Below are 19,507 nucleotides of genomic sequence, written 5' to 3'. Positions count from 1 at the left end.
AGCCGGGACGGGTCCTGGAGGGGAGGGCTCAGATCCGTACCCGCAGGCGGTAGAACCGGGTCGTCTGGACGGCGTTCTGGTTGTCGTCGCTGACCAGCAGCACCTTCAGCCGGCCCTTCGAGTACCCCGTGACCGCCATTCCCTCGATGTTGTCCAGGAGCGGGTTGGGCTGCGGCTGCTTCGCGGTCGCTCCCAGCGACGGGCAGTTCACGAGGTCGGCGAGGAGGGTCTTCTTGATCAGCCGTACGCCGTCCTGGCCGGTGGTGCCGGTGAGGTCGGTGAGGTGCTCCACCCCGCTGGTGTCCGTGGCGTGGCGCGGGTCGGCCAGGTAGAGGCGGACGGTGTTGCCGACGCCGGAGGTGAAACCGCGCTCCAGGACGAGGAGGCGGCCGTCGGGGAGGGCCTGGACCTCGGGGACGCCGAGGCCGGCGTCGGTGCGGTAGGCGTACTGGGCGGCGAGCCCGAAGTGTCCGCCCTTCGTCCGCCGCCAGGTCTGGAAGCGGACGATGCCGGCCGAGTCGCCGGCGATCGCGTACTCCATGGAGGCCAGCAGGGTGCGGCCGCCGGGCAGGAGGGTCAGGCCTTCGAAGGTCTGGTTGGCGGTGGCGCGTCCGGCGGGGGCGACGAGCAGGGACGGCGGGACGGGGAGGCGGTCGAGGATGTGCCCGTCGGTGCTGTAGCGGCGTACGGACGGCTCGGTCTCGGAGGAGATGAGACGGGTGCCGTCCCGGTCGACGACCAGGCCCTCGCTGTCGAGCGCGGCACCCTTCTCGTCGGCGAGCGGGACGACGGACTCGGGCTGGAGCGTCTTCGCGTCCAGCCGGAAGAGGGAGGAGCGGTCCTCCAGGGCGGCGAGCGAGCCGTCCTCGTCCACGGCGAGCGCGGAGAAGTTGCCGACGAAGGTGCCGTCGAACGTCGTCTTGTCCAGCACGTCGGAGAAGCTGTCGAGGGACACGGACGGCGAACAGGCGCGGCTCTGCGGGGCGTCGGCCCCGGCCGCGGCGGGCCCGGCGGCGCTCAGACAGGTGGCCGCCGCCAGGGCCGCGGTGGTGGTCGCGAGTACGGTTCTCAGGCGCATGGGCGCCACCGTAGGACGGGTGGGTGACGGGCGGGAGTCCGGCAGGTGTGCAGATCCGCTGGACGGCGTGAGCGGGCGTCAGGGCAGCGCGCGCAGGAGGCGGCCGTTGATCGGTTCGAGGGGGGTGCTGCGGTTGGTCAGGGTGGCGTGGACGCGTCCGTCGCGGAGGCGGACGGCGAGGGCGGCGGAGGCGCCGGGGAGGTGGCCCGTGTGGCCCGCGGTGTCCGCGGTCCGGTCCAGCTCCCAGCCCAGGCCCGTGTGACCGGTGCCGGGGAGGGCGGCCTGCGGGGTGAGGGCCTGGCGCGCGAGCTCGCCGGGCAGGAGGGTGGACCAGCTCAGGCCGAAGCGCACCAGGTCGGGCGCCGTCGTCCACAGGCCGCCCGCGGCGGGCATGGTGCTGACCCGGTGCCGTGGGATGAGCGTGCCGTCCTCGAAGGCGGCGTACCCGGTGACCGTGTCCGCGTCGGCCCGGGCGGGCCAGTGGTCCGGGAAGCAGGAGTCGGCCATGCCCAGGGGGCGCAGCACGAGGTCCGTGGCGGCCTGCGGGAAGGGTGATCCGGTGAGGTTCTCGACGAGCAGGCCGAGCGCGAAGTAACCCGCGTCGCTGTCCGCGTACCGGCCGCGCGGCCCGCCGCAGGGGATGACGCGGCCGAACAGGGCCGTCGGGTCCGGCACCCGGTCGGCGAGCCATGCGGGCGGGGTGTCCACGCCGCCGGTGTGGCTGAGCAGTTCCCGGACGGTGACGGCGGGGTCGGCGAGGCGGACGGTGTGCAGGTGCCGGTCGGCGGGGTCGTCCAGGCCGACGCGGCCGTCGGCGACCAGGCGCAGGACCGCGGTGGCCGTCACCAGCGTGGTGACGCACCCGGCGGGGAAGCGGTGCCGGGTCGTCAGCGGTTCGCTCGGATCCTCGAGGGCGGCCCAGCCGCGCGCGAGGGCCCAGGCGGTGTCCCGCGGACCGGCGGACGCCAGCGCCAGTCCCGGCAGGCCGAACTCGGCGAAGACCTCCTCCGCCACCTCCACGGCCACCGGGGGGATGTGCCCCTCGGTACGGGTGCCCGGTGCGGTCAGCCGCGGGTCGTCGATCGCGGCGGCGGGGTGGACGCGGAACCCCACCAGCCGGTGCGGCGGAGTGGGTTCGACGACCACCTGCAGCTGCGCGACCGCCGCCAGGCCGGCGGAGTCGAGCCGGGCCAGGGCGTGGGTGGGGGTGTCCTCGACGAGAGAGAGGGCGCTGGTGCCGGGGCCGTGCAGCCGCGGCGCGAGCTTCATGAGCCTCGGCAGCAGTTCCTCGGGCGGCATCGCTTCGAGGAGCCGCTCGTGGACGTGCTCGCGCAGCTCCTCCTCGGCGGGCGCGTCGGCGTCCGCGAACCGGGCGGCGATCCAGCGCAGTTGCCGGCTCGCGTGCCGCCGCGGTGGGACGGCGCGGTCCTCGACGAGCCGCTTGAGCGCCGCCCAGCTCGGTGCGCCGTGCTCCCGGGCGACGGTCAGCTGCGCCTCGTGCAGGGTGGTGAACTCCCCGGAGCGCAACCGGCGTTTGGCCTCGGTCTTCAGATACCGCAGGTTCGGGCGGTCGGGCAGGGAACGGGAGTGATCGGACACCGGAGTCCTTCCTCACGCCCGCGGGTCCGCGACGTCGGGCAGGAAAGACCGGTGGTCGATCGCCTGGCCGTGCACCGATGGGCTTGCAGCCCTGCCCGCGGACCCGGAGGCGGCCGGAACCACCACGCTCAGGGTAACCCGCGGGCCTCCGCGTGCGGTCAGCTCGCGGCGAGGTCCTTGTGGATGACCTTGGCGACGCCCTGGATGGTCGTGATGCCGTAGTTCATGGTGCTGTTGTCGTGCGTGAGCACCGTGATCATGTAGTCGTGGCCGCCGCCCTTGAAGGTGCCGACGCTGTGGACGCGCCAGCCGTGCGTGGAGCGCTGCAGCCAGCCGTTCTTGACGTGCACGGTGACGTCGGAGGGGGCGCCGTACGGGGTGCCCCAGCGCTGCGAGGAGATGACCTGGCTCATCAACTTGCGGATGTACGTGCGGGAGTTGTCGCTCAGGACGGTGTTCGACGCGGTGATCAGCTTGAGCAGCTTCTGCTCGTCGGTGACCGTGATCTGGGTCAGACCCCAGTAGCCGTCGGCGCCGGGCTTGGTCTGGGTCATGCCGGCCGCGCTCAGGAAGCCCTTGATCTTCGTCAGGCCCAGCTGCTTCCACAGGGTGCTGGTGGCGCTGTTGTCCGACTTGGTGATCATGGCCTTGGCGAGGGTGGTCTCGCGGTCGGTGAGGTAGCGGTTGTGCAGCTTCGCGTCCCACAGCAGCGTGGCGAGGACGGTGACCTTGACGACGCTCGCGGAGTCGTAGGCCGACGACGCGCGCAGCGTGCAGGTCGTCTTGGTGCTGCGGTCGTAGAGGCCGACGGCGATGGTGCCCTTGCGGTTGGCGAGGGCCGAGGTGATGTCCCGCTTCAGCTTGTCGGCGAGGCCCGCCTTGGACGACGTACAGCTGACGGTGGGGGCCGTGGCGGCGGTGGCGGGGGCGGTGGCTGCCACACACGCGACGAGCGCGCCCCCCGCCACCCATCTGGCGCGTCTGGATATGCCGTGAGTCATGCCCTCTTGACTCACGGACGGGAGTGAAAGGTTGCATGCGTGTTCGAAAGTGACGCAGCACACTAGGAAATTCACAGGCAGGGGCCAGCCACGGCACAGCCCGCGCTCACCCCGGCTCCGCACCATGCCCGGGTGACATCTGCCACCGATCCACACCCCCACCCCGAGCCCCCGGCCGTGTCTCCCGACTGGCCGCCGCCCGCCCCACCGGCGGCACCCCCGGACAAGGCACCCCGCTGGTCACTGCCCGCGCTGCTCGCGATCCTGGTCCTCGCGGGCTTCCTGTACGCCTGGAACCTGTCCGGCAGCAGCCTGAACAGCTTCTACAGCGCGGCGGTCTACAGCGGTACGCAGAGCTGGAAGGCGTGGTTCTTCGGCTCGCTCGACGCGGGCAACTTCATCACCGTCGACAAGCCGCCGTTCGCCCTGATGATCATGGGCCTGTCGTGCCGCGTCCTCGGCTTCGGCACCTGGCAGATGATGGCGCCCGAGATCGCCGCCGCGCTCGGCACGATCTGGATCCTGCACAGCTCCGTGAAGCGGGCCTTCGGGCACGCGGCCGCCGCGATCGCCGCGCTGGTCCTCGCGCTCACCCCGATCACGGTCGCGATCAACCGCGACAACAACCCCGACACCGTCCTGGTGCTGCTGATGGTCGGCGGCGCGGCCCTCGCCCTGCGCGCCGTGCGCACCGACCGGCTGCTGCCGCTCATCGGCTCCGCGGTCCTGTTCGGGCTCGCCTTCAACACCAAGATGCTCCAGGGCTACATCGCCCTGCCCGCCGTCTTCGCCGTGTACGTGTACGCCTCGCAGCTCGGCTGGCGGAAGAAGGCCGTCAGCCTGGCCCTGGCCGCCGTCGCGCTGGCCGTCGCCAGCTTCTGGTGGGCCACGGCCGTCTCGCTGGTCCCGGCCGACGAGCGGCCGTACATCGGCGGTTCGACCGACGGCTCCGCCTGGGACCTGATCATGGGCTACAACGGCCTGGGCCGGGTCCTCGGCGGCGAGGGCAACGGCGGGGGCGGAGGAGGCGGCGGGGGTGGCACCTTCGCCGGGACCGCGGGCATCGGGCGGATGTTCAACGACGTCCTCGGCGGCCAGATCTCCTGGCTGATCCCCTTCGCCTTCCTCGCGCTCGTCGCCGGTCTGGTGCTGCGCGGCCGGGCCCCGCGCACCGACCCGACGCGGGCCGCGCTCATGCTGTGGGGCGGCTGGCTGGTGCTGCACTACCTGACCTTCGCGCTGGCCGAGGGCACCATGCACCCGTACTACACGACCGCGCTCGCCCCGGGCATCGCGGCGCTCACCGGTGGCGGCGGTGTGATGCTGTGGCGCGCCTTCCGCGACGGCGACGCCCGCTGGTCGTGGGTGCTGCCCGCGGGTCTCGCGGTCACCGGCGTCTGGGCGATCGTGCTGCTGCGCCGGGCCACCGGCTGGAACACCTGGCTGTGGCCGGTCGTCGGCGTGGTCATGGTGCTCGCGATCGTGGGTCTGTCCGTCTTCCGTACGGCGGGTTCCGGGACCCGGGCCCGGCTGCTGGCCGTGTCCGTGGCCGCGGCGGTCGTGGCGGGCCTCGCCGGCCCGACGGCGTACGCCGCCTCGCCGGCCCTCGACTCCACGACGGGCGGCATGGGAGGCACCAATCCCACGGCGGGCCCGTCGACCGGGAACGGCATGGGCGGCCCCGGTGGCGGCCGGGGCGGCAACGGAGGCGGCCCCGGTGGCATGCGGCAGGGCGCCCTGGAGGGCAGCGGTCAGCCCGGCGGTGGCCAGATGCAGCCCGGTGGCGGCGGCGGTGAGCTTCCGCAGGGCGGTGGCGCACCGGGCGGCGCGAACGGGGAGTCGCCGGGCGGGGACACGGGCGGGGACACGGGCGGCGCTCCCGGCGGCGGCTTCGGTGGCGGCAGTGGCGGTGGCAGCGGTGGCGGCCCCATGGGCGGCGGCAGCGTCGACAGCGAGCTGATCGCGTACCTGGAGAAGCACCAGGACGGCGCCAAGTGGCTGCTCGCGGTCTCCACCTCGCAGAGCGCCGGACAGCTGATCCTGAGCACCCACAAGCCCGTCATCTCCATGTGGGGCTTCACCGGCTCCGACCAGGCGATGACCCTGGCCAAGCTCAAGGAGCTGGTGAAGAAGGGCGAGTTGCACTACATCCAGCTCGGCGGTGGCGGCATGGGCGGCAACAGCGGCCTCAACCAGGAGATCACCAGCTGGGTGCAGAAGAACGGCACGGCGGTGAAGGCGACCGAGGACAGCTCGTCGTCCTCGATCTACCGCCTGGACCCCTCGGACGTCGGCTGAAGATCTGACGCACGGCCTGACGCACGACCGACGTACGGCCTCAACGACCCCCGGCCACCCGGCCGGGGGCCGTTTCGTCACGTCAACTCGCGTAGACAAGGCCCGATTTGCCGTTCTCGGTCACCCAATGGACACGCGGATTCCATTTACAGAGCCGCATGTCCATGTCACTCTCTCGCTTGCCGCCTCCATTCAACCCGCGTAGATGGGACCCTCCTCATGCTGGCGACACGCATACGACGCTGGAAGTCGGTGGCACTGGCAACGGCCGCCGTCATGGCCGGCCTCTGCGCCCCGGCGCTCACCGCGACCCCGGCCGCCGCCACGACCACCGCGTACGACTCGACGTACTACAAGAACGCGATCGGCAAGACGGGCACGAGCCTGAAGTCGTCCCTGCACACGATCATCAGCGCCAACGTCTCGAAGATCTCGTACTCCGCGGTCTGGGACGCGCTCAAGACCACCGACCAGGACCCGAACAACACCAGCAACGTCCTGCTCCTGTACAGCGGCGTCTCGCGCAGCAAGTCCCTCAACGGCGGTGACGTCGGCGACTGGAACCGTGAGCACACCTGGGCCAAGTCCCACGGCGACTTCGGCGAGGTGGTCGGCCCCGGCACCGACCTGCACCACCTGCGCGCCTGTGACGTCACGGTCAACAGCACCCGCGGCAACCTGGACTTCGACAACGGCGGCAGCGCCGTCACCAACGGCGGCGGCTCCACCGTCGACTCCGACTCCTTCGCGCCGCGCGCCGCGGACCGGGGCGACGTGGCCCGCATGATCCTCTACATGGCCGTGCGCTACGAGGGTGACGACGGCTTCGCGAACCTGGAGCCCAACGAGAAGGTCGGCAACGGCTCCAACCCCTACATGGGCAAGCTCTCCGTCCTGAAGGCCTGGAACGAGGCGGACCCGCCGAGCGCCTTCGAGGAGCGCCGCAACCAGGTCATCTACGACACCTACCAGCACAACCGCAACCCGTTCATCGACCACCCGGAGTGGGTCGAGGCGATCTGGTAGGAGCGCCGCCCGGCTACAGGTGCGTGGGTGCGAACATCCGCAGCACCGCCGGGAGGACGACCACCGAGGGACCCGGTGTGCCGAGTGCCTTCGACAGGTCGTCCGACAGCGTCTCAGGGGTCGTACGCACCCCTGGGACGCCGAAGGACTCGGCCAGTGCCACGTAGTCGGGGCGGGACAGCTCCGTCGCCGTGGCCTGGCCGAAGGCGTCGGTCATGTACTCGCGCAGGATGCCGTAGCCGCCGTCGTCGACGATCAGCCAGGTGACGTTCAGGTCGTACTGGCGGGCCGTCGCCAGTTCGGCGATGGAGTACAGGGCGCCGCCGTCTCCCGAGACGGCCAGGACCGGGTGCGAGGGGTCGGCCACAGCCGCTCCCAGCGCCGCCGGGAAGCCGTAGCCCAGGCCGCCGGCGCCCTGGGCCGAGTGCAGGAGGTTGGGGCCCTTCGCGTCGAACGCCGACCAGGCCCAGTACGCGAGGATCGTCATGTCCCAGAAGGACGGGGAGGTGGCGGGCAGGGCCCGGCGGACGGACGCCAACAGCTCCTGTTCCAGGTTGAGTTCCTGCGCGTCGATGCGCTCCGCGACGCGCGCCAGCACCTCCCGGACCCGCTCCGGCGCCTGCGCGTCCTCCCTCGGCGACACCGTCTCCAGCAGCGCCTGCAACGCGAGGCGCGCGTCCGCGTGGATGCCCAGCGCCGGGTGGTTGGACTCCAGTTTGCCGAGGTCCGCCTCGATCTGGATCACCCGGCCGCGCGGCTTGAACGTGTGGTAGTTCGAGGAGAGTTCACCCAGCCCCGAGCCCACCACCAGGAGGACATCCGCGTCCTCCAGGAAGTCCGTGGTGTGGCGGTCCTCGATCCAGGACTGCAAGGACAGGGGGTGCTTCCAGGGGAACGCCCCCTTGCCGCCGGGGGTCGTGACGACGGGCGCCTGCAACACCTCGGCCAGCTGCCGCAGTTTCCCGGACGCGTCCGCTCGCACGACTCCCCCGCCCGCGATGATCGCCGGGCGCTCGGCGCGGGACAGCAGGTCCGCCGCCACCGCCGTCAGTTCGACGCGCGGCGGCAGTTCCTCGGGGAACGCGTCGCCGCCCGTCACCACGGGGATCGACGTCTCGGCCAGCAGCACGTCCTGCGGGATCTCCACCCACACCGGGCCGTGCGGGGCCGTCAGGGCCGACTTCCAGGCCGCCTCGATCGCGGACGGGATCTGGGACTGGGTGCGCACGGTGTGGACCGACTTCACCACGCCCCGGAAGGAGGCGGACTGGTCCGGGAGTTCGTGGAGGTAGCCGTGGCGGCCGCCGCCCAGCCCCGCGGAAGGGATCTGGCTGCTGATCGCGAGGACCGGGGCCGAGGCCGCCGCCGCCTCCTGGAGCGCCGCGAGCGACGTCAGCGCGCCGGGGCCCGTCGACAGCAGCAGCGGGGCCGCCTCGCCGGTGATCCGGCCGTACGCGTCCGCCGCGAACCCCGCGTTGTTCTCCACCCGCAGGCCCACGTAGCGCAGATCGCTGCGCCGCAGCGCGTCGAACATGCCGAGCGCGTGCTGGCCCGGCAGGCCGAAGACCGTCGTCGTGCCGAGCGCGGCCAGCGTCTCCACGACCAGGTCCCCGCCGTTCCGGCCGGCGGGCGGGTTCAGGGCGGCGGCGGTCTGGGCCTCCGTGGGGCGGAGCACCAGGTCGTGGTCGTGGGTCACTTCGCTGCCTTCTCCTGGGCGATCTGACGGGACATGATCGTGGTGAGTTCGTACGCCGTGTGGGACGCGGCCACCGACGTGATCTCCGCGTGATCGTACGCGGGGGCCACCTCGACGACGTCGGCCGAGACCAGGTTGCAGGAGGCCAGGCCGCGCAGGATCTCCAGGAGCTCCCTGGACGTCATGCCGCCCGCCTCGGGCGTGCCGGTGCCGGGGGCGTGGGCCGGGTCCAGGCAGTCGATGTCGATGGAGATGTAGAGGGGGCGGTCGCCGATGCGCTGGCGCAGCTGGTCGGCGACCTCGTCGGCGCCACGGCGGTAGACGTCCGCCGACGTGACGATGCCGAAGCCCAGCTTCTCGTCGTCGGTGAGGTCCTGCTTGCCGTACAGGGGGCCGCGCGTACCCACGTGGGACAACGCCGACGTGTCGAGGATGCCCTCCTCCACCGCCCGCCGGAACGGCGTGCCGTGCGTGTACTCGGCGCCGAAGTAGGTGTCCCAGGTGTCGAGGTGGGCGTCGAAGTGGAGCAGGGCGACCGGGCCGTGCTTCTTGGCGACCGAGCGGAGGAGGGGGAGGGCGATGGTGTGGTCGCCGCCGAGGGTCATCAGCCGGGCGCCCGTCCCCAACAACTCGTCCGCCGCCGCCTCGATCGTCTCGACGGCCTCGTTGATGTTGAACGGGTTCACGGCGATGTCCCCGCCGTCCGCGACCTGCGCGAGGGCGAACGGGGACGCGTCCTGCGCCGGGTTGTAGGGGCGCAGCAGCCGGGACGCCTCGCGGATCGCGTTGCCGCCGAAGCGGGCGCCCGGCCGGTACGAGACGCCCGAGTCGAACGGCACGCCCACGACGGCGACGTCGGCGCGGCCGACCTCGTCGAGTCGGGGCAGCCGGGCGAAGGTCGCGGGGCCGGCGTACCGCGGGATGCGGGAGGAGTCGACGGGGCCGCGGGGCGTCTCGTTGCTGCTCATGGGGTATTGCCTTCTTCCCTACGCTTCATCGCGTATGTGCGGAATATACGGAATGCGTTCTCGACTCTACTGGGGAGCCGGGACCGGTTCGGACACAGGTTCGGGGGCGCCCCGGCCGGCCAGCCGCTCGCGCCAGGCGGTGAGGACGGCTTCGTCGGTGGCGGGGGTCGCCAGGGACACCGCCACGTAGGCGGCGAGGGAGAGCAGCAGGCCGTAGTAGACGGGCTCGTTGGCGAGGATGCCGTAGCCCGCCATCAGGCCGATGACCGCGAGGCCGCCGACGATCACGGAGGCGAGCGCGCCGTGGACGGTGCCGCGCTTCCACAGCAGGCCGCCGAGGATCGGGACGAGGAGACCGCCGACGAGCAGGTTGTACGCCACCGTCAGCGCCTCGACGACGTTGTTGAGCGCGATGGCCGTGCCGATGACACCGACGCCCATGATGAGGATGAAGGCGCGGTTGCCCGCCACCTCGTCGCGCTCGCCGCCGGTGACCTTGCCCCGCAGGCGCGACCAGATGTCGTTGTTGGCCACGGTCGCGCAGGCGATCAGCGCGCCGGAGGACGTCGACATCACGGCGGCGAGCGCGGCGGCCAGCACCAAGCCTCTGACGCCGACCGGGAGTTCGTCCTTGACGATGGTGGCGAAGGCGTCGTCGGCGCTGCCGAGCTGGGGGTAGAGGACCTTGGCCGCCGTGCCGATGACGGCGCCGGCGAGGGCGTACGCGAGACAGTAGGTGCCCGCGACCGTGCCGCCCCACTTGGCCGTCCGGTCGCTGCGGGCGGTGAAGACGCGCTGCCAGATGTCCTGGCCGATGAGCATGCCGAACGTATAGATCAGGACGTACGTGAAGATCGTCTCGCCGCCGATGCCCAGCGGGTCGAAGTACGAGGTGGGCAGCTGGTCCTTCATCTCGCTGAAGCCGCCCGCCTTGACGACGGCGATCGGGAGCAGCAGGAGCAGCACGCCGACCGTCTTCACCACGAACTGGACCATGTCGGTGAGGGTGATCGACCACATGCCGCCGAGCGTCGAGTACGCGACGACGATCGAGCCGCCGAGGACGATCGCGACGGTCCGGTTCATGTCGAAGAGGACGTCGAAGATCGTGGCGTAGGCGATGGTCGAGGTGACCGCGAGCATGAGGGTGTACGCCCACATCACCACGCCGGAGATGACTCCGGCCCGGCCGCCGTAGCGGAGGTCCAGCATCTCGGAGACGGTGTAGACCTTCAGGCGCGCGATGCGGGCCGAGAAGAAGACGGAGAGGGCCAGCAGGCCGAGGCCGATGGTGAACACCATCCAGGCGCCGGAGAGGCCGTACTGGTAGCCGAGGCCGACGCCGCCGATGGTGGAGGCACCGCCGAGGACGATCGCGGCCATGGTGCCGGAGTACATCGCGGGTCCGAGCCGGCGTCCGGCGACGAGGAACTCGCTCTTGGACTTGGCGCGGCGCATGCCCCACCAGCCCATGGCCAGCATGCCGAGCAGATAGACGACGATGACTGTGTAGTCGATGGCCATGGTGGGGCCTCCTTCGCGAGCATCCCGGTGGCGTGTCGTGCAGAGGGGGGTGGGGACGACGGCAGGGGCTCGCGGGGACATCCGCCCGTACCCGCGGCTGCCGGTCGGGACTGACATTAGGTGGCCGGAAAGCGGCTGCGAAGTGTACGTTTCATCCATTGAGGCCGTTCGGAGTGAAGGAAACGCACACCATGCCGGACCCGGCCGTCCCACCCACCCCACCGGTCCCGCTGGCCGCACTGCTGGCCCGCGAGGACCTCGCGCTGCGGCAGATCGCGGGCCCCGAGGACCCCGGCACCGTCATCCACTGGGCGCACACCTCGGAGATGGCCGACCCGTACCCGTATCTGCTGGGCGGCGAGCTGCTGCTGACGGCGGGCGTGCACGTGCCGGAGGCGGCGGGGTCGGATGGGGGTCCCCCCGGTCGAGCGAAGTCGAGACTGGGGGAGTACTTCGACGACTACGTCGCGCGGATCGTGGCGGCGGGCGGCGCGGCGCTGGGCTTCGGCGTGGCGCCGGTGCACGACACGGTCCCGCGCGCGCTGGTGGCGGCCTGTGAGGCATACGAACTCCCCCTGATCGAGGTCCCGCCGCAGACCACCTTCTCGGGTGTGGCCCGCGCGGTCTGGCAGCTGATGGCCCAGGCCCGCCTCGCCGAACTCCGCCGCGTGACGGAGGCCCAGCAGAGCCTCGCCGCGGCCGCGTCCCGCCCGGACCCGGTGCCGTCGGTCCTGCGGCAGCTGGCCCAGCGGGTGGGGGGCCGGGCGGTGCTGTTCGGACCGGAGGGGACGGAGATCGCGGCGGCGGGGCGTGCCGTCCGGGACACCACCGGGGACCCGCTCGCCGAGCTCGCCGACCTCGCCCGGGTCGTCCGTCCCTCCGGCCCCGGCACCCCCACCTCCGCCACCCACACCGCCGCCGGCGTTCATCTCGCCGCCTACGCCCTCGGTGCCGGGCAGGGCTTCGTGCTCGGGGTGGCCGCTCCGGCCCGTGACCCCGGTGACCACACCATCGCCTCCGTCGCCGCCGTCCTGCTCTCGCTGCTCACCGGCGAACACCAGAGCGGCTCGGGGGCGGCCCGCTCCTCGGCGCTGGTACGGCTGCTGCTGGGCGGGCGGCCGGAGGAGGTGGCGGGGCTGCTGGGGACGGGGCGGTGGGTGGTGGTGCACGCGATCCCGGACGCACAGGCGGGAACCGCGGCCGACGCGCCCCCGGCCGCACGAGCAGGATCCAGGGCCACCACCCCGACCGCACGGGCAGGAGCCGCGGCCGACACCGCCCCGGACACACGGGCGCGAGGCACGGCCGACGCCGCCTCGGCCGCACGCGCAGAAACCAGGGCCACCACCCCGACCGCACGGGCAGGAGCCGCGGCCGACACCGCCCCGGACACACGGGCGCGAGCCACGGCCACCGGCACAGCAGCCCACGCCCCCTCCTCCGCCACCCCGGCCCACGCCCCCTCCTCCGCCCCCGACGCCGTAGCGGCCTCCGCGCTCGGCGCTGCCCTGGGTTCGCCCCTCGTCGACCTCGCCGCGGACGTCGTACGTGTCCTGCTGCCCGCCGAGCGGGAGCCGGCGGCCCCGTACCCCGGCTGGACCCTCGGTGTCAGCGCCGCCGTGGAGCCCTGCGACTGGCCGCTCGCCGACACCCAGGCCGCCCGTGCCCTCGCCCGGGCCCGCGCCACCCGTAGCGCCCTCGTCCGGCACGGCGGGCGGCCCGGGCTCGCCGCTCTCGTGCCGGCCGACGAGGCCGAGGCCCATGCGCGTACGCTCCTCGCGCCGCTCGCGGACTCCCCCGCCCTCGTGGACACCCTGCGCACCTGGCTGTCCCTGCACGGCAGTTGGGACCGGACGGCGGTGGCGCTCGCCGTGCACCGCAACACCGTGCGGCAGCGGGTCGCCAAGTGCGCGGCGCTGCTCGACGCCGACCTCGACGACCCCGACGTACGCATGGAGTTGTGGTTCGCCCTGCGTGAGTGACCCGTGTCCCAGCGGCCGGGACACCCCGCACGCGTACGGTCGCCTGCCTCACAATGGACCCCATGCCGATACCCGGGACTCCCAGCCGCGCCGAGCTCGTCGACCACCTCGTACGGACCCGCATCGCGGGCGACGTCGCGACGCCCCGAGAGAACAACCTCTCGCACTACCGCCAGCTCGCGAACGGCAACCGCCACTACTGGCTCGGCCTGGAGCTCGGTGACCGCTGGAGCGACGAGCAGGACGTGCTCGCGGTGATGGCGGAGCGGGTCGGTGTGAACGACGACCCGGAGTACCGGTACGGCCAGGACACCATCGACCCCGAGCTGACGGTCGACGGCCTCGAGCGCATGGCGGCGCGGCTGCGGAAGGCCGCCGAAGGGCAGCAGCGGGTGCTGTTCGCGACCGGTCACCCGGGCGGGCTCCTGGAGGTCCACCACTCCACGGCCGCCGCGCTGCGGGCCGCCGGCTGCGAGATCGTCGTCATCCCGGAGGGACTCCAGACGGAGGAGGGGTACGTCATGCAGTTCGCGGACGTGGCGATGCTGGAGCACGGCGCCACGCTGTGGCACACCCACTCCGGCGAGCCGATGAAGGCCATCCTGACCGGCCTGGAGCGCGAGGGGCGTCCGCTGCCCGACCTCGTCGTCGCCGACCACGGCTGGGCGGGCTACGCGGGCCAGCACGGCGTGGACTCCGTCGGGTACGCCGACTGCAACGACCCGGCCCTCTTCCTCGGCGAGGCCGAAGGCACCGTCCAGGTGACCGTTCCCCTCGACGACCACGTCGTCAGCCCGCGCCACTACGACCCGATGACGGCGTATCTGCTGGCGGAGGCGGGGCTCAGATAAGCCCTGCGCGGCTCACGGCCAGGGGTTCAGCCCCTCCGTCCGCTGCTGCGCGTGCCCCGGCGTCGGGTCCAGGTACACCCTGGTCACGCCGGGGAACGCGGCCCGCAGCCGCAGCTCGGCCTGTTCGCAGGCCCACTCGATCTGCGCCGCCGTCGACACGTCCCGGAAGTCGACCTTGGCGGCGACCAGCGCCTCCCGCGGCCCCTGGACCAGGGTCGTCAGCTCCAGTACGGCCTCGATGTGCTCCACCGCCAGCAGCTCGGCCCGGATCCGCTGCCGCATGGGCTTCGGCAGCGGGCGGCCGATCAGCAGCTCGGCGTTGGACCGCCCCAGCACCCAGGCCACGCCCAGCAGCAACAGCCCGATGAGCAGCGAGGCGACCCCGTCCCACACGCCCGAACCGGTGAGCTGGCCGCCGAGCAGCCCGCCCGCGGCGAGCACGAGGCCGATCAGCGCGGCCGAGTCCTCCAGGACGACGGCCTTCACGGCGGTGTCGGGGGTGTGCCGGAGGTAGAGCCTGAACGGCGCCTGGAAGCGGGCCGCCTCCCGGCGCGCCTGCTTCAGTCCCGTCCGCAGCGAGTAGCCCTCCAGGAGGAAGGCGACGCCGAGGACGACGTACGAGATCAGCGGGTCGCCGAGTTCCTCGCCCTCGACGAGGGTGTGGATGCCGTCGTAGAGGGAGAACACCGCGCCGCCGACGAAGGTGGCGACGGCGGCGAGCAGGGCCCAGATGTACCGCTCGGGGCCGTAGCCGAGCGGATGGTCCTCGTCGGCGGGCTTCTCGCTGCGCTTCAGGGCGGTGAGCAGCAGCACCTCGGTGACGGTGTCGGCGACCGAGTGCGCGGCCTCGGAGAGCATCGCGCTGGAGCCGCTGATGACACCGGCGACCGCCTTGGCGAGGGCGATGCCGAGGTTGGCGACGGCGGCCACGATCACCGTGAAGGTACTCTCGCCGCCGCCCTGTTCCGCTGCTTCCGCTTCCGTCATGCCCCTCAGTGTTGCCGAGGAGCCCGGACCACGCCTTCCTGGATGACCGAGATGGCGAGCTGCCCGTCCTGCGTGTAGATGCGCGCCTGGCCGAGCCCGCGGCCGCCGTGCGCGGACGGCGACTCCTGGTCGTACAGGAGCCATTCGTCGGCGCGGAAGGGCCGGTGGAACCACATCGCGTGGTCGAGGGAGGCGCCGACGACGTCCCCGGTCGCCCAGCCGCCGCGGCCGTGCGCGAGCAGGATGGAGTCGAGGAGGGTCATGTCGGAGACGTAGGTGGCGAGGACTACGTGCAGGAGCGGGTCGTCGGCGAGCTTGCCGTTGGTGCGGAACCAGACCTGCGAGTGCGGCTCGCGCGGCTCGCCGAACTTCCCGTACGGCGGCTCGTCGACGTACCGCAGGTCGATCGCCTCGCGGGCCTCCAGGAACTTCTCGATGACGTCCGGCGCGATGTGGTCGTAGCCGCGCAGCCGCTCCTGCGAGGTGGGGAGCGTGGCGGGGTCGGGGGCGGGCGGCATCGGGGCCTGGTGGTCGAAGCCTTCCTCGTGCTTCTGGAAGGACGCCGACAGGGCGAAGATCGGCTGGCCGTGCTGGACGGCGACGACCCGGCGGGCGGTGAAGGAGCGGCCGTCGTTCATCCGCTCGACCGTGTAGACGATCGGCGCGCCCGGGTCCCCCGCCCGCAGGAAGTACGCGTGCAGGGAGTGGGCGAGACGGTCCTCGGGGACCGTGCGCCCGGCGGCGACGAGCGCCTGGGCCGCGACCTGACCGCCGAAGACGCGCGGGACGATGGCGGGCCGGGACTGGCCGCGGAAGATGTTCTCCTCGATCTGCTCGAGGTCGAGCAGATCGAGGAGACCCTGTAGTGCCTGACTCATGCAGTCATTTCTACTGGTCAGCGATTGCGGGGACCTTACAGACCCATGTCCTTCGCGATGATCGTCTTCATGATCTCGCTGGTGCCGCCGTAGATGCGGTTGACGCGGTTGTCCGCGTACAGGCGGGCGATCGGGTACTCGTTCATGAAGCCGTAGCCGCCGTGCAGCTGGAGGCAGCGGTCGATGACGCGGTGCGCGACCTCGGTGCAGAACAGCTTCGCGGAGGCGGCCTCGGCCGGGGTCAGCTCGCCGGCGTCGAGGGCCTCGAGCGCGCGGTCGGCGACCGCCTCGGCGGCGTCCACCTCGGCCTTGCAGGCGGCCAGCTCGAACTTGGTGTTCTGGAAGGAGGCGACGGGCTTGCCGAAGACCGTGCGGTCCGTGACGTACTGCTGGGCGAACCGGACGGCGGCCTTGGCCTGGGCGTAGGCGCCGAAGGCGATGCCCCAGCGCTCGGACGCCAGGTTGTGGCCGAGGTAGTAGAAGCCCTTGTTCTCCTCGCCGAGCAGGTCCTCGACCGGCACCTTCACGTCGACGAACGCGAGTTCGGCGGTGTCGGAGGTGCGCAGGCCGAGCTTGTCCAGCTTGCGGCCGATGGAGTAGCCCTCGGACTTGGTGTCCACGGCGAAGAGGGAGATGCCGTGGCGGCGGTCCTCGGCGGTGGGCGCGGCGGTGCGGGCGCAGACGATCACACGGTCGGCGTGGACGCCACCGGTGATGAAGGTCTTCGAGCCGTTGAGGACGTAGTGCGTGCCGTCCTCGCTCAGCTTGGCGGTGGTCTTCATGCCCGCGAGGTCGGAACCGGTGCCCGGCTCGGTCATCGCCAGCGCCCACATCTCCTCGGCGGAGACGAACTTGGGCAGGAAGCGCTTCTTCTGCTCGTCGGTGGCGAGCATCTTGATGTACGGCAGGGCGAGCAGGACGTGCACCCCGGAGCCGCCGAAGTGGACGCCCGCGCGGGCGGTCTCCTCGTACATCACGGCCTCGAACTTGTACGAGTCGATGCCGGCGCCGCCGAACTCCTCCGGCACGTTGATGCCGAACAGGCCCAGCTCGGCGAGCTTGTAGTAGAAGTCGCGCGGCGCCTGACCGGCCGCGAACCACTCGTCGTAGACGGGGACGACCTCGGCCTCGATGAAGGCCCGGAGGGTCTCCCGGAACGCCTCGTGATCCTCGTTGAACACCGTACGGCGCACGTCCGCCACCTCCACCTGGCTCAGGGTCGCTTGTCTAAGCGCTTGCTCAGATGACAAAGGTACCGGCCGGTAGGGAGGACCGTCCAGGGCGTACGGGGGAACCCCTCCGTAACGCTCGTCACTCCCCCGCCGCCCCGAACGCCCCCCGGGCCATGCGGTGCAGCAACTCCGCCGTGACCGCGCGGCCCGGCAGGGAGCCGGGGCGGCCCAGGTGCGGGGTCGAGTTCAGGAGGCCGAAGACCGAGTGCACGGCGGACCGGGCGGCGGGTTCCGTCAGCCCCGGGTACAGCTCGCGGACGACCCCCACCCACAGCTCGACGTACTGCCGCTGGAGCTGCCGCACCAGCTTGCGGTCGCTGTCGCGGAGGCGGTCCAGCTCTCGGTCGTGCAAGGTGATCAGGGGCCGGTCGTCCAGGGCGAAGTCGATGTGGCCCTCGATGAGGGAGTCGAGGACGTCCGCCGCCGAGGAGCCGTCCGCTTCGGCCAGCCGCCGCTTCGCGCCCCGCAGCAGCTGCTCGCTGATCCCCACCAGCAGCTCCGCGAGCATCGCGTCCTTGCCCGCGAAGTGCCGGTAGAGGCCGGGGCCGCTGATGCCGACGGCGGCGCCTATCTCGTCCACGCCGACGCCGTGGAAGCCGCGCTCGGCGAAGAGTCGAGCGGCCTCCTTGAGGATCTGCTCACGGCGGGTGGGGGCGTCGGTTCTGGTGGCCATGCGAGCAATTCTAGACAGGGAGGTTAGCGGTCGTTAACCTGAAGGAAATGGTTAACGCTCATTAACAGTCGACCACTGGGTGAGGGGACCGCAGGATGCACGAGGCACCGGAGCTTCACAGCGCGGCAGACCCCGCGTCGGAGGCCTGGCGGGCCAACGAGGAAGCGCACCTCGCACTCGTCGGGGAGCTGCGCGGCAAGCTGGCCGCCGCCCGGCTGGGCGGGGGCGAGAAGGCGCGCGCCCGGCACACCGCGCGCGGCAAGCTGCTGCCGCGCGACCGGGTGGACACGCTGCTCGACCCGGGTTCGCCGTTCCTGGAGCTGGCCCCCCTCGCCGCCGACGGGCTCTACGACGGCCAGGCCCCGGCCGCCGGTGTGATCGCCGGGATCGGCCGGGTCAGCGGGCGCGAGTGCGTGATCGTCGCCAATGACGCGACCGTCAAGGGCGGCACGTACTACCCGATGACGGTGAAGAAGCACCTGCGCGCCCAGGAAGTCGCCCTGGAGAACCGCCTCCCCTGTCTCTACCTCGTGGACTCCGGCGGGGCCTTCCTGCCCATGCAGGACGAGGTCTTCCCGGACCGCGAGCACTTCGGGCGGATCTTCTACAACCAGGCCCGGATGTCCGGCGCCGGCATCCCGCAGATCGCCGCCGTCCTCGGCTCCTGCACGGCCGGTGGCGCCTATGTCCCCGCGATGAGCGACGAGGCCGTGATCGTCCGCAACCAGGGCACGATCTTCCTGGGCGGCCCGCCCCTGGTGAAGGCGGCGACCGGCGAGGTCGTCACCGCCGAGGAGCTGGGCGGCGGCGAGGTCCACTCCCGCGTCTCCGGTGTCACCGACCACCTCGCCGAGGACGACGCCCACGCCCTGAGGATCGTGCGCGACATCGTCGCCACGCTCCCCGCGCGCGGGTCGCTCCCGTGGTCCGTCGAGCCGGCCGTCGAGCCGAAGGTCGACCCGTACGGCCTCTACGGCGCCGTCCCGGTCGACTCCCGCACCCCCTACGACGTCCGCGAGGTCATCGCGCGCGTGGTCGACGGCTCCCGCTTCGCGGAGTTCAAGTCCGGGTTCGGGCAGACCCTGGTCACCGGCTTCGCCCGCATCCACGGCCACCCGGTCGGCATCGTCGCCAACAACGGCATCCTGTTCTCCGAGTCCGCCCAGAAGGGCGCCCACTTCATCGAGCTGTGCGACCAGCGCGGCATCCCGCTGGTGTTCCTGCAGAACATCTCCGGGTTCATGGTGGGGCGTTCGTACGAGGCCGGCGGCATCGCCAAGCACGGCGCCAAGATGGTCACCGCCGTCGCCTGCACGCGCGTGCCGAAGCTGACGGTCGTGGTCGGCGGCTCGTACGGCGCGGGCAACTACTCCATGTGCGGCCGGGCCTACTCCCCCCGCTTCCTGTGGATGTGGCCCAACGCCAAGATCTCCGTCATGGGTGGCGAGCAGGCCGCCTCGGTCCTCGCGACCGTCAAGCGGGACCAGCTGGAGGCCCGGGGCGAGGACTGGCCCGCGGAGGCCGAGGAGGCCTTCAAGGACCCGATCCGGGCGCAGTACGACCGCCAGGGGAACGCCTACTACGCGACGGCCCGCCTGTGGGACGACGGGGTCATCGACCCCCTGGAGACCCGCCAGGTGCTGGGCCTGGCCCTGACCGCCTGTGCGAACGCCCCGCTGGGTGACCCCCAGTTCGGCGTCTTCCGGATGTGATG

General features: G+C 72.0%; 15 protein-coding genes. 5 read left to right on the top strand and 10 right to left on the bottom strand.

The genetic code is table 11. The features are described from left to right. Positions 1 to 28: 28 nt before the first annotated feature. From ACFUO4_RS11975 to ACFUO4_RS11965, 3 genes are all read right to left on the bottom strand, one after another. Positions 29 to 1,078, bottom strand: a complete 1,050-nt coding sequence (locus tag ACFUO4_RS11975; RefSeq protein WP_383482952.1) for an esterase-like activity of phytase family protein — start codon at positions 1,076 to 1,078, stop codon at positions 29 to 31. 78 nt (positions 1,079 to 1,156) lie between these two features. Beyond that, on the bottom strand, positions 1,157 to 2,677 hold the full coding sequence (locus ACFUO4_RS11970; protein ID WP_383482949.1) for a serine hydrolase: 1,521 nt from the start codon (positions 2,675 to 2,677) through the stop codon (positions 1,157 to 1,159). A 158-nt stretch (positions 2,678 to 2,835) separates the two neighbouring features. After that, entirely contained in the window at positions 2,836 to 3,678 is an 843-nt protein-coding gene (locus ACFUO4_RS11965) for a serine hydrolase (RefSeq protein WP_383482946.1), read from the bottom strand. 132 nt (positions 3,679 to 3,810) lie between these two features. Here ACFUO4_RS11965 and ACFUO4_RS11960 point away from each other — a divergent pair, with 132 nt between their 5' ends. Both ACFUO4_RS11960 and ACFUO4_RS11955 read left to right on the top strand, forming a co-directional pair. Further along, positions 3,811 to 5,976, top strand: coding sequence for a glycosyltransferase family 39 protein (locus ACFUO4_RS11960; RefSeq protein ID WP_383482943.1), 2,166 nt, complete (start codon positions 3,811 to 3,813; stop codon positions 5,974 to 5,976). Positions 5,977 to 6,195: 219 nt separating this feature from the next. After that, on the top strand, positions 6,196 to 7,002 hold the full coding sequence (locus tag ACFUO4_RS11955; protein ID WP_383482940.1) for an endonuclease I family protein: 807 nt from the start codon (positions 6,196 to 6,198) through the stop codon (positions 7,000 to 7,002). 13 nt (positions 7,003 to 7,015) lie between these two features. On the opposite strand, the gene ACFUO4_RS11950 is transcribed toward ACFUO4_RS11955, so the two are convergent. The 3 genes from ACFUO4_RS11950 to ACFUO4_RS11940 all read right to left on the bottom strand — a co-directional run bounded on the left by ACFUO4_RS11950 (position 7,016) and on the right by ACFUO4_RS11940 (position 11,190). Then, a complete protein-coding gene (locus ACFUO4_RS11950; RefSeq protein ID WP_079306320.1) occupies positions 7,016 to 8,698 on the bottom strand; it encodes a thiamine pyrophosphate-binding protein in 1,683 nt (560 codons plus the stop codon). Next, on the bottom strand, positions 8,695 to 9,666 hold the full coding sequence (gene speB, locus ACFUO4_RS11945) for an agmatinase (RefSeq protein ID WP_059191949.1): 972 nt from the start codon (positions 9,664 to 9,666) through the stop codon (positions 8,695 to 8,697). Before speB ends, ACFUO4_RS11950 begins: the two co-directional genes overlap by 4 nt. 66 nt (positions 9,667 to 9,732) lie before the next feature. Further along, on the bottom strand, positions 9,733 to 11,190 hold the full coding sequence (locus tag ACFUO4_RS11940) for a sodium:solute symporter (protein WP_383482937.1): 1,458 nt from the start codon (positions 11,188 to 11,190) through the stop codon (positions 9,733 to 9,735). A gap of 191 nt (positions 11,191 to 11,381) precedes the next feature. Between ACFUO4_RS11940 and ACFUO4_RS11935 the strand changes: the two genes are divergently transcribed. Continuing rightward, positions 11,382 to 13,172, top strand: coding sequence for a helix-turn-helix domain-containing protein (locus ACFUO4_RS11935; protein ID WP_383482934.1), 1,791 nt, complete (start codon positions 11,382 to 11,384; stop codon positions 13,170 to 13,172). A gap of 62 nt (positions 13,173 to 13,234) precedes the next feature. Further along, positions 13,235 to 14,023 (top strand): phosphatase, encoded by a 789-nt coding sequence (locus tag ACFUO4_RS11930; protein WP_079306314.1) that lies wholly within the window; start codon positions 13,235 to 13,237, stop codon positions 14,021 to 14,023. A gap of 12 nt (positions 14,024 to 14,035) precedes the next feature. On the opposite strand, the gene ACFUO4_RS11925 is transcribed toward ACFUO4_RS11930, so the two are convergent. The 4 genes from ACFUO4_RS11925 to ACFUO4_RS11910 form a co-directional block, all read right to left on the bottom strand. Then, positions 14,036 to 15,010 carry a cation diffusion facilitator family transporter gene (locus tag ACFUO4_RS11925; RefSeq protein ID WP_383482930.1) on the bottom strand — a complete coding sequence of 325 codons (975 nt, stop codon included), beginning with the start codon at positions 15,008 to 15,010 and terminating at the stop codon, positions 14,036 to 14,038. Positions 15,011 to 15,015: 5 nt separating this feature from the next. Next, positions 15,016 to 15,888: an acyl-CoA thioesterase gene (locus ACFUO4_RS11920; RefSeq protein ID WP_383482928.1), complete on the bottom strand. Its 873-nt coding sequence runs from the start codon at positions 15,886 to 15,888 to the stop codon at positions 15,016 to 15,018. Between the two features lie 35 nt (positions 15,889 to 15,923). After that, positions 15,924 to 17,081, bottom strand: coding sequence for an acyl-CoA dehydrogenase family protein (locus tag ACFUO4_RS11915; protein ID WP_383482925.1), 1,158 nt, complete (start codon positions 17,079 to 17,081; stop codon positions 15,924 to 15,926). A 118-nt stretch (positions 17,082 to 17,199) separates the two neighbouring features. Then, a complete protein-coding gene (locus tag ACFUO4_RS11910; RefSeq protein ID WP_383482922.1) occupies positions 17,200 to 17,793 on the bottom strand; it encodes a TetR/AcrR family transcriptional regulator in 594 nt (197 codons plus the stop codon). A gap of 95 nt (positions 17,794 to 17,888) precedes the next feature. Here ACFUO4_RS11910 and ACFUO4_RS11905 point away from each other — a divergent pair, with 95 nt between their 5' ends. Continuing rightward, positions 17,889 to 19,505 (top strand): carboxyl transferase domain-containing protein, encoded by a 1,617-nt coding sequence (locus ACFUO4_RS11905; protein ID WP_383482919.1) that lies wholly within the window; start codon positions 17,889 to 17,891, stop codon positions 19,503 to 19,505. Positions 19,506 to 19,507: the final 2 nt, after the last annotated feature.

Source organism: Streptomyces sp. NPDC057280 (assembly GCF_042668605.1).
Taxonomy (GTDB): Bacteria; Actinomycetota; Actinomycetes; order Streptomycetales; family Streptomycetaceae; genus Streptomyces.
Note: the sequence above shows the minus strand (reverse complement) of the source record. Positions and strands in the feature narration are given on the sequence as shown.

Coding starts and splice junctions, on each gene's coding strand:
- ACFUO4_RS11975 (WP_383482952.1), bottom strand. CDS start 1,078: ATGCGCCTGAGAACCGTACTCGCGACCACCACCGCGGCCCTGGCGGCG.
- ACFUO4_RS11965 (WP_383482946.1), bottom strand. CDS start 3,678: ATGACTCACGGCATATCCAGACGCGCCAGATGGGTGGCGGGGGGCGCG.
- ACFUO4_RS11955 (WP_383482940.1), top strand. CDS start 6,196: ATGCTGGCGACACGCATACGACGCTGGAAGTCGGTGGCACTGGCAACG.
- speB (WP_059191949.1), bottom strand. CDS start 9,666: ATGAGCAGCAACGAGACGCCCCGCGGCCCCGTCGACTCCTCCCGCATC.
- ACFUO4_RS11940 (WP_383482937.1), bottom strand. CDS start 11,190: ATGGCCATCGACTACACAGTCATCGTCGTCTATCTGCTCGGCATGCTG.
- ACFUO4_RS11935 (WP_383482934.1), top strand. CDS start 11,382: ATGCCGGACCCGGCCGTCCCACCCACCCCACCGGTCCCGCTGGCCGCA.
- ACFUO4_RS11930 (WP_079306314.1), top strand. CDS start 13,235: ATGCCGATACCCGGGACTCCCAGCCGCGCCGAGCTCGTCGACCACCTC.
- ACFUO4_RS11925 (WP_383482930.1), bottom strand. CDS start 15,010: ATGACGGAAGCGGAAGCAGCGGAACAGGGCGGCGGCGAGAGTACCTTC.
- ACFUO4_RS11920 (WP_383482928.1), bottom strand. CDS start 15,888: ATGAGTCAGGCACTACAGGGTCTCCTCGATCTGCTCGACCTCGAGCAG.
- ACFUO4_RS11910 (WP_383482922.1), bottom strand. CDS start 17,793: ATGGCCACCAGAACCGACGCCCCCACCCGCCGTGAGCAGATCCTCAAG.
- ACFUO4_RS11905 (WP_383482919.1), top strand. CDS start 17,889: ATGCACGAGGCACCGGAGCTTCACAGCGCGGCAGACCCCGCGTCGGAG.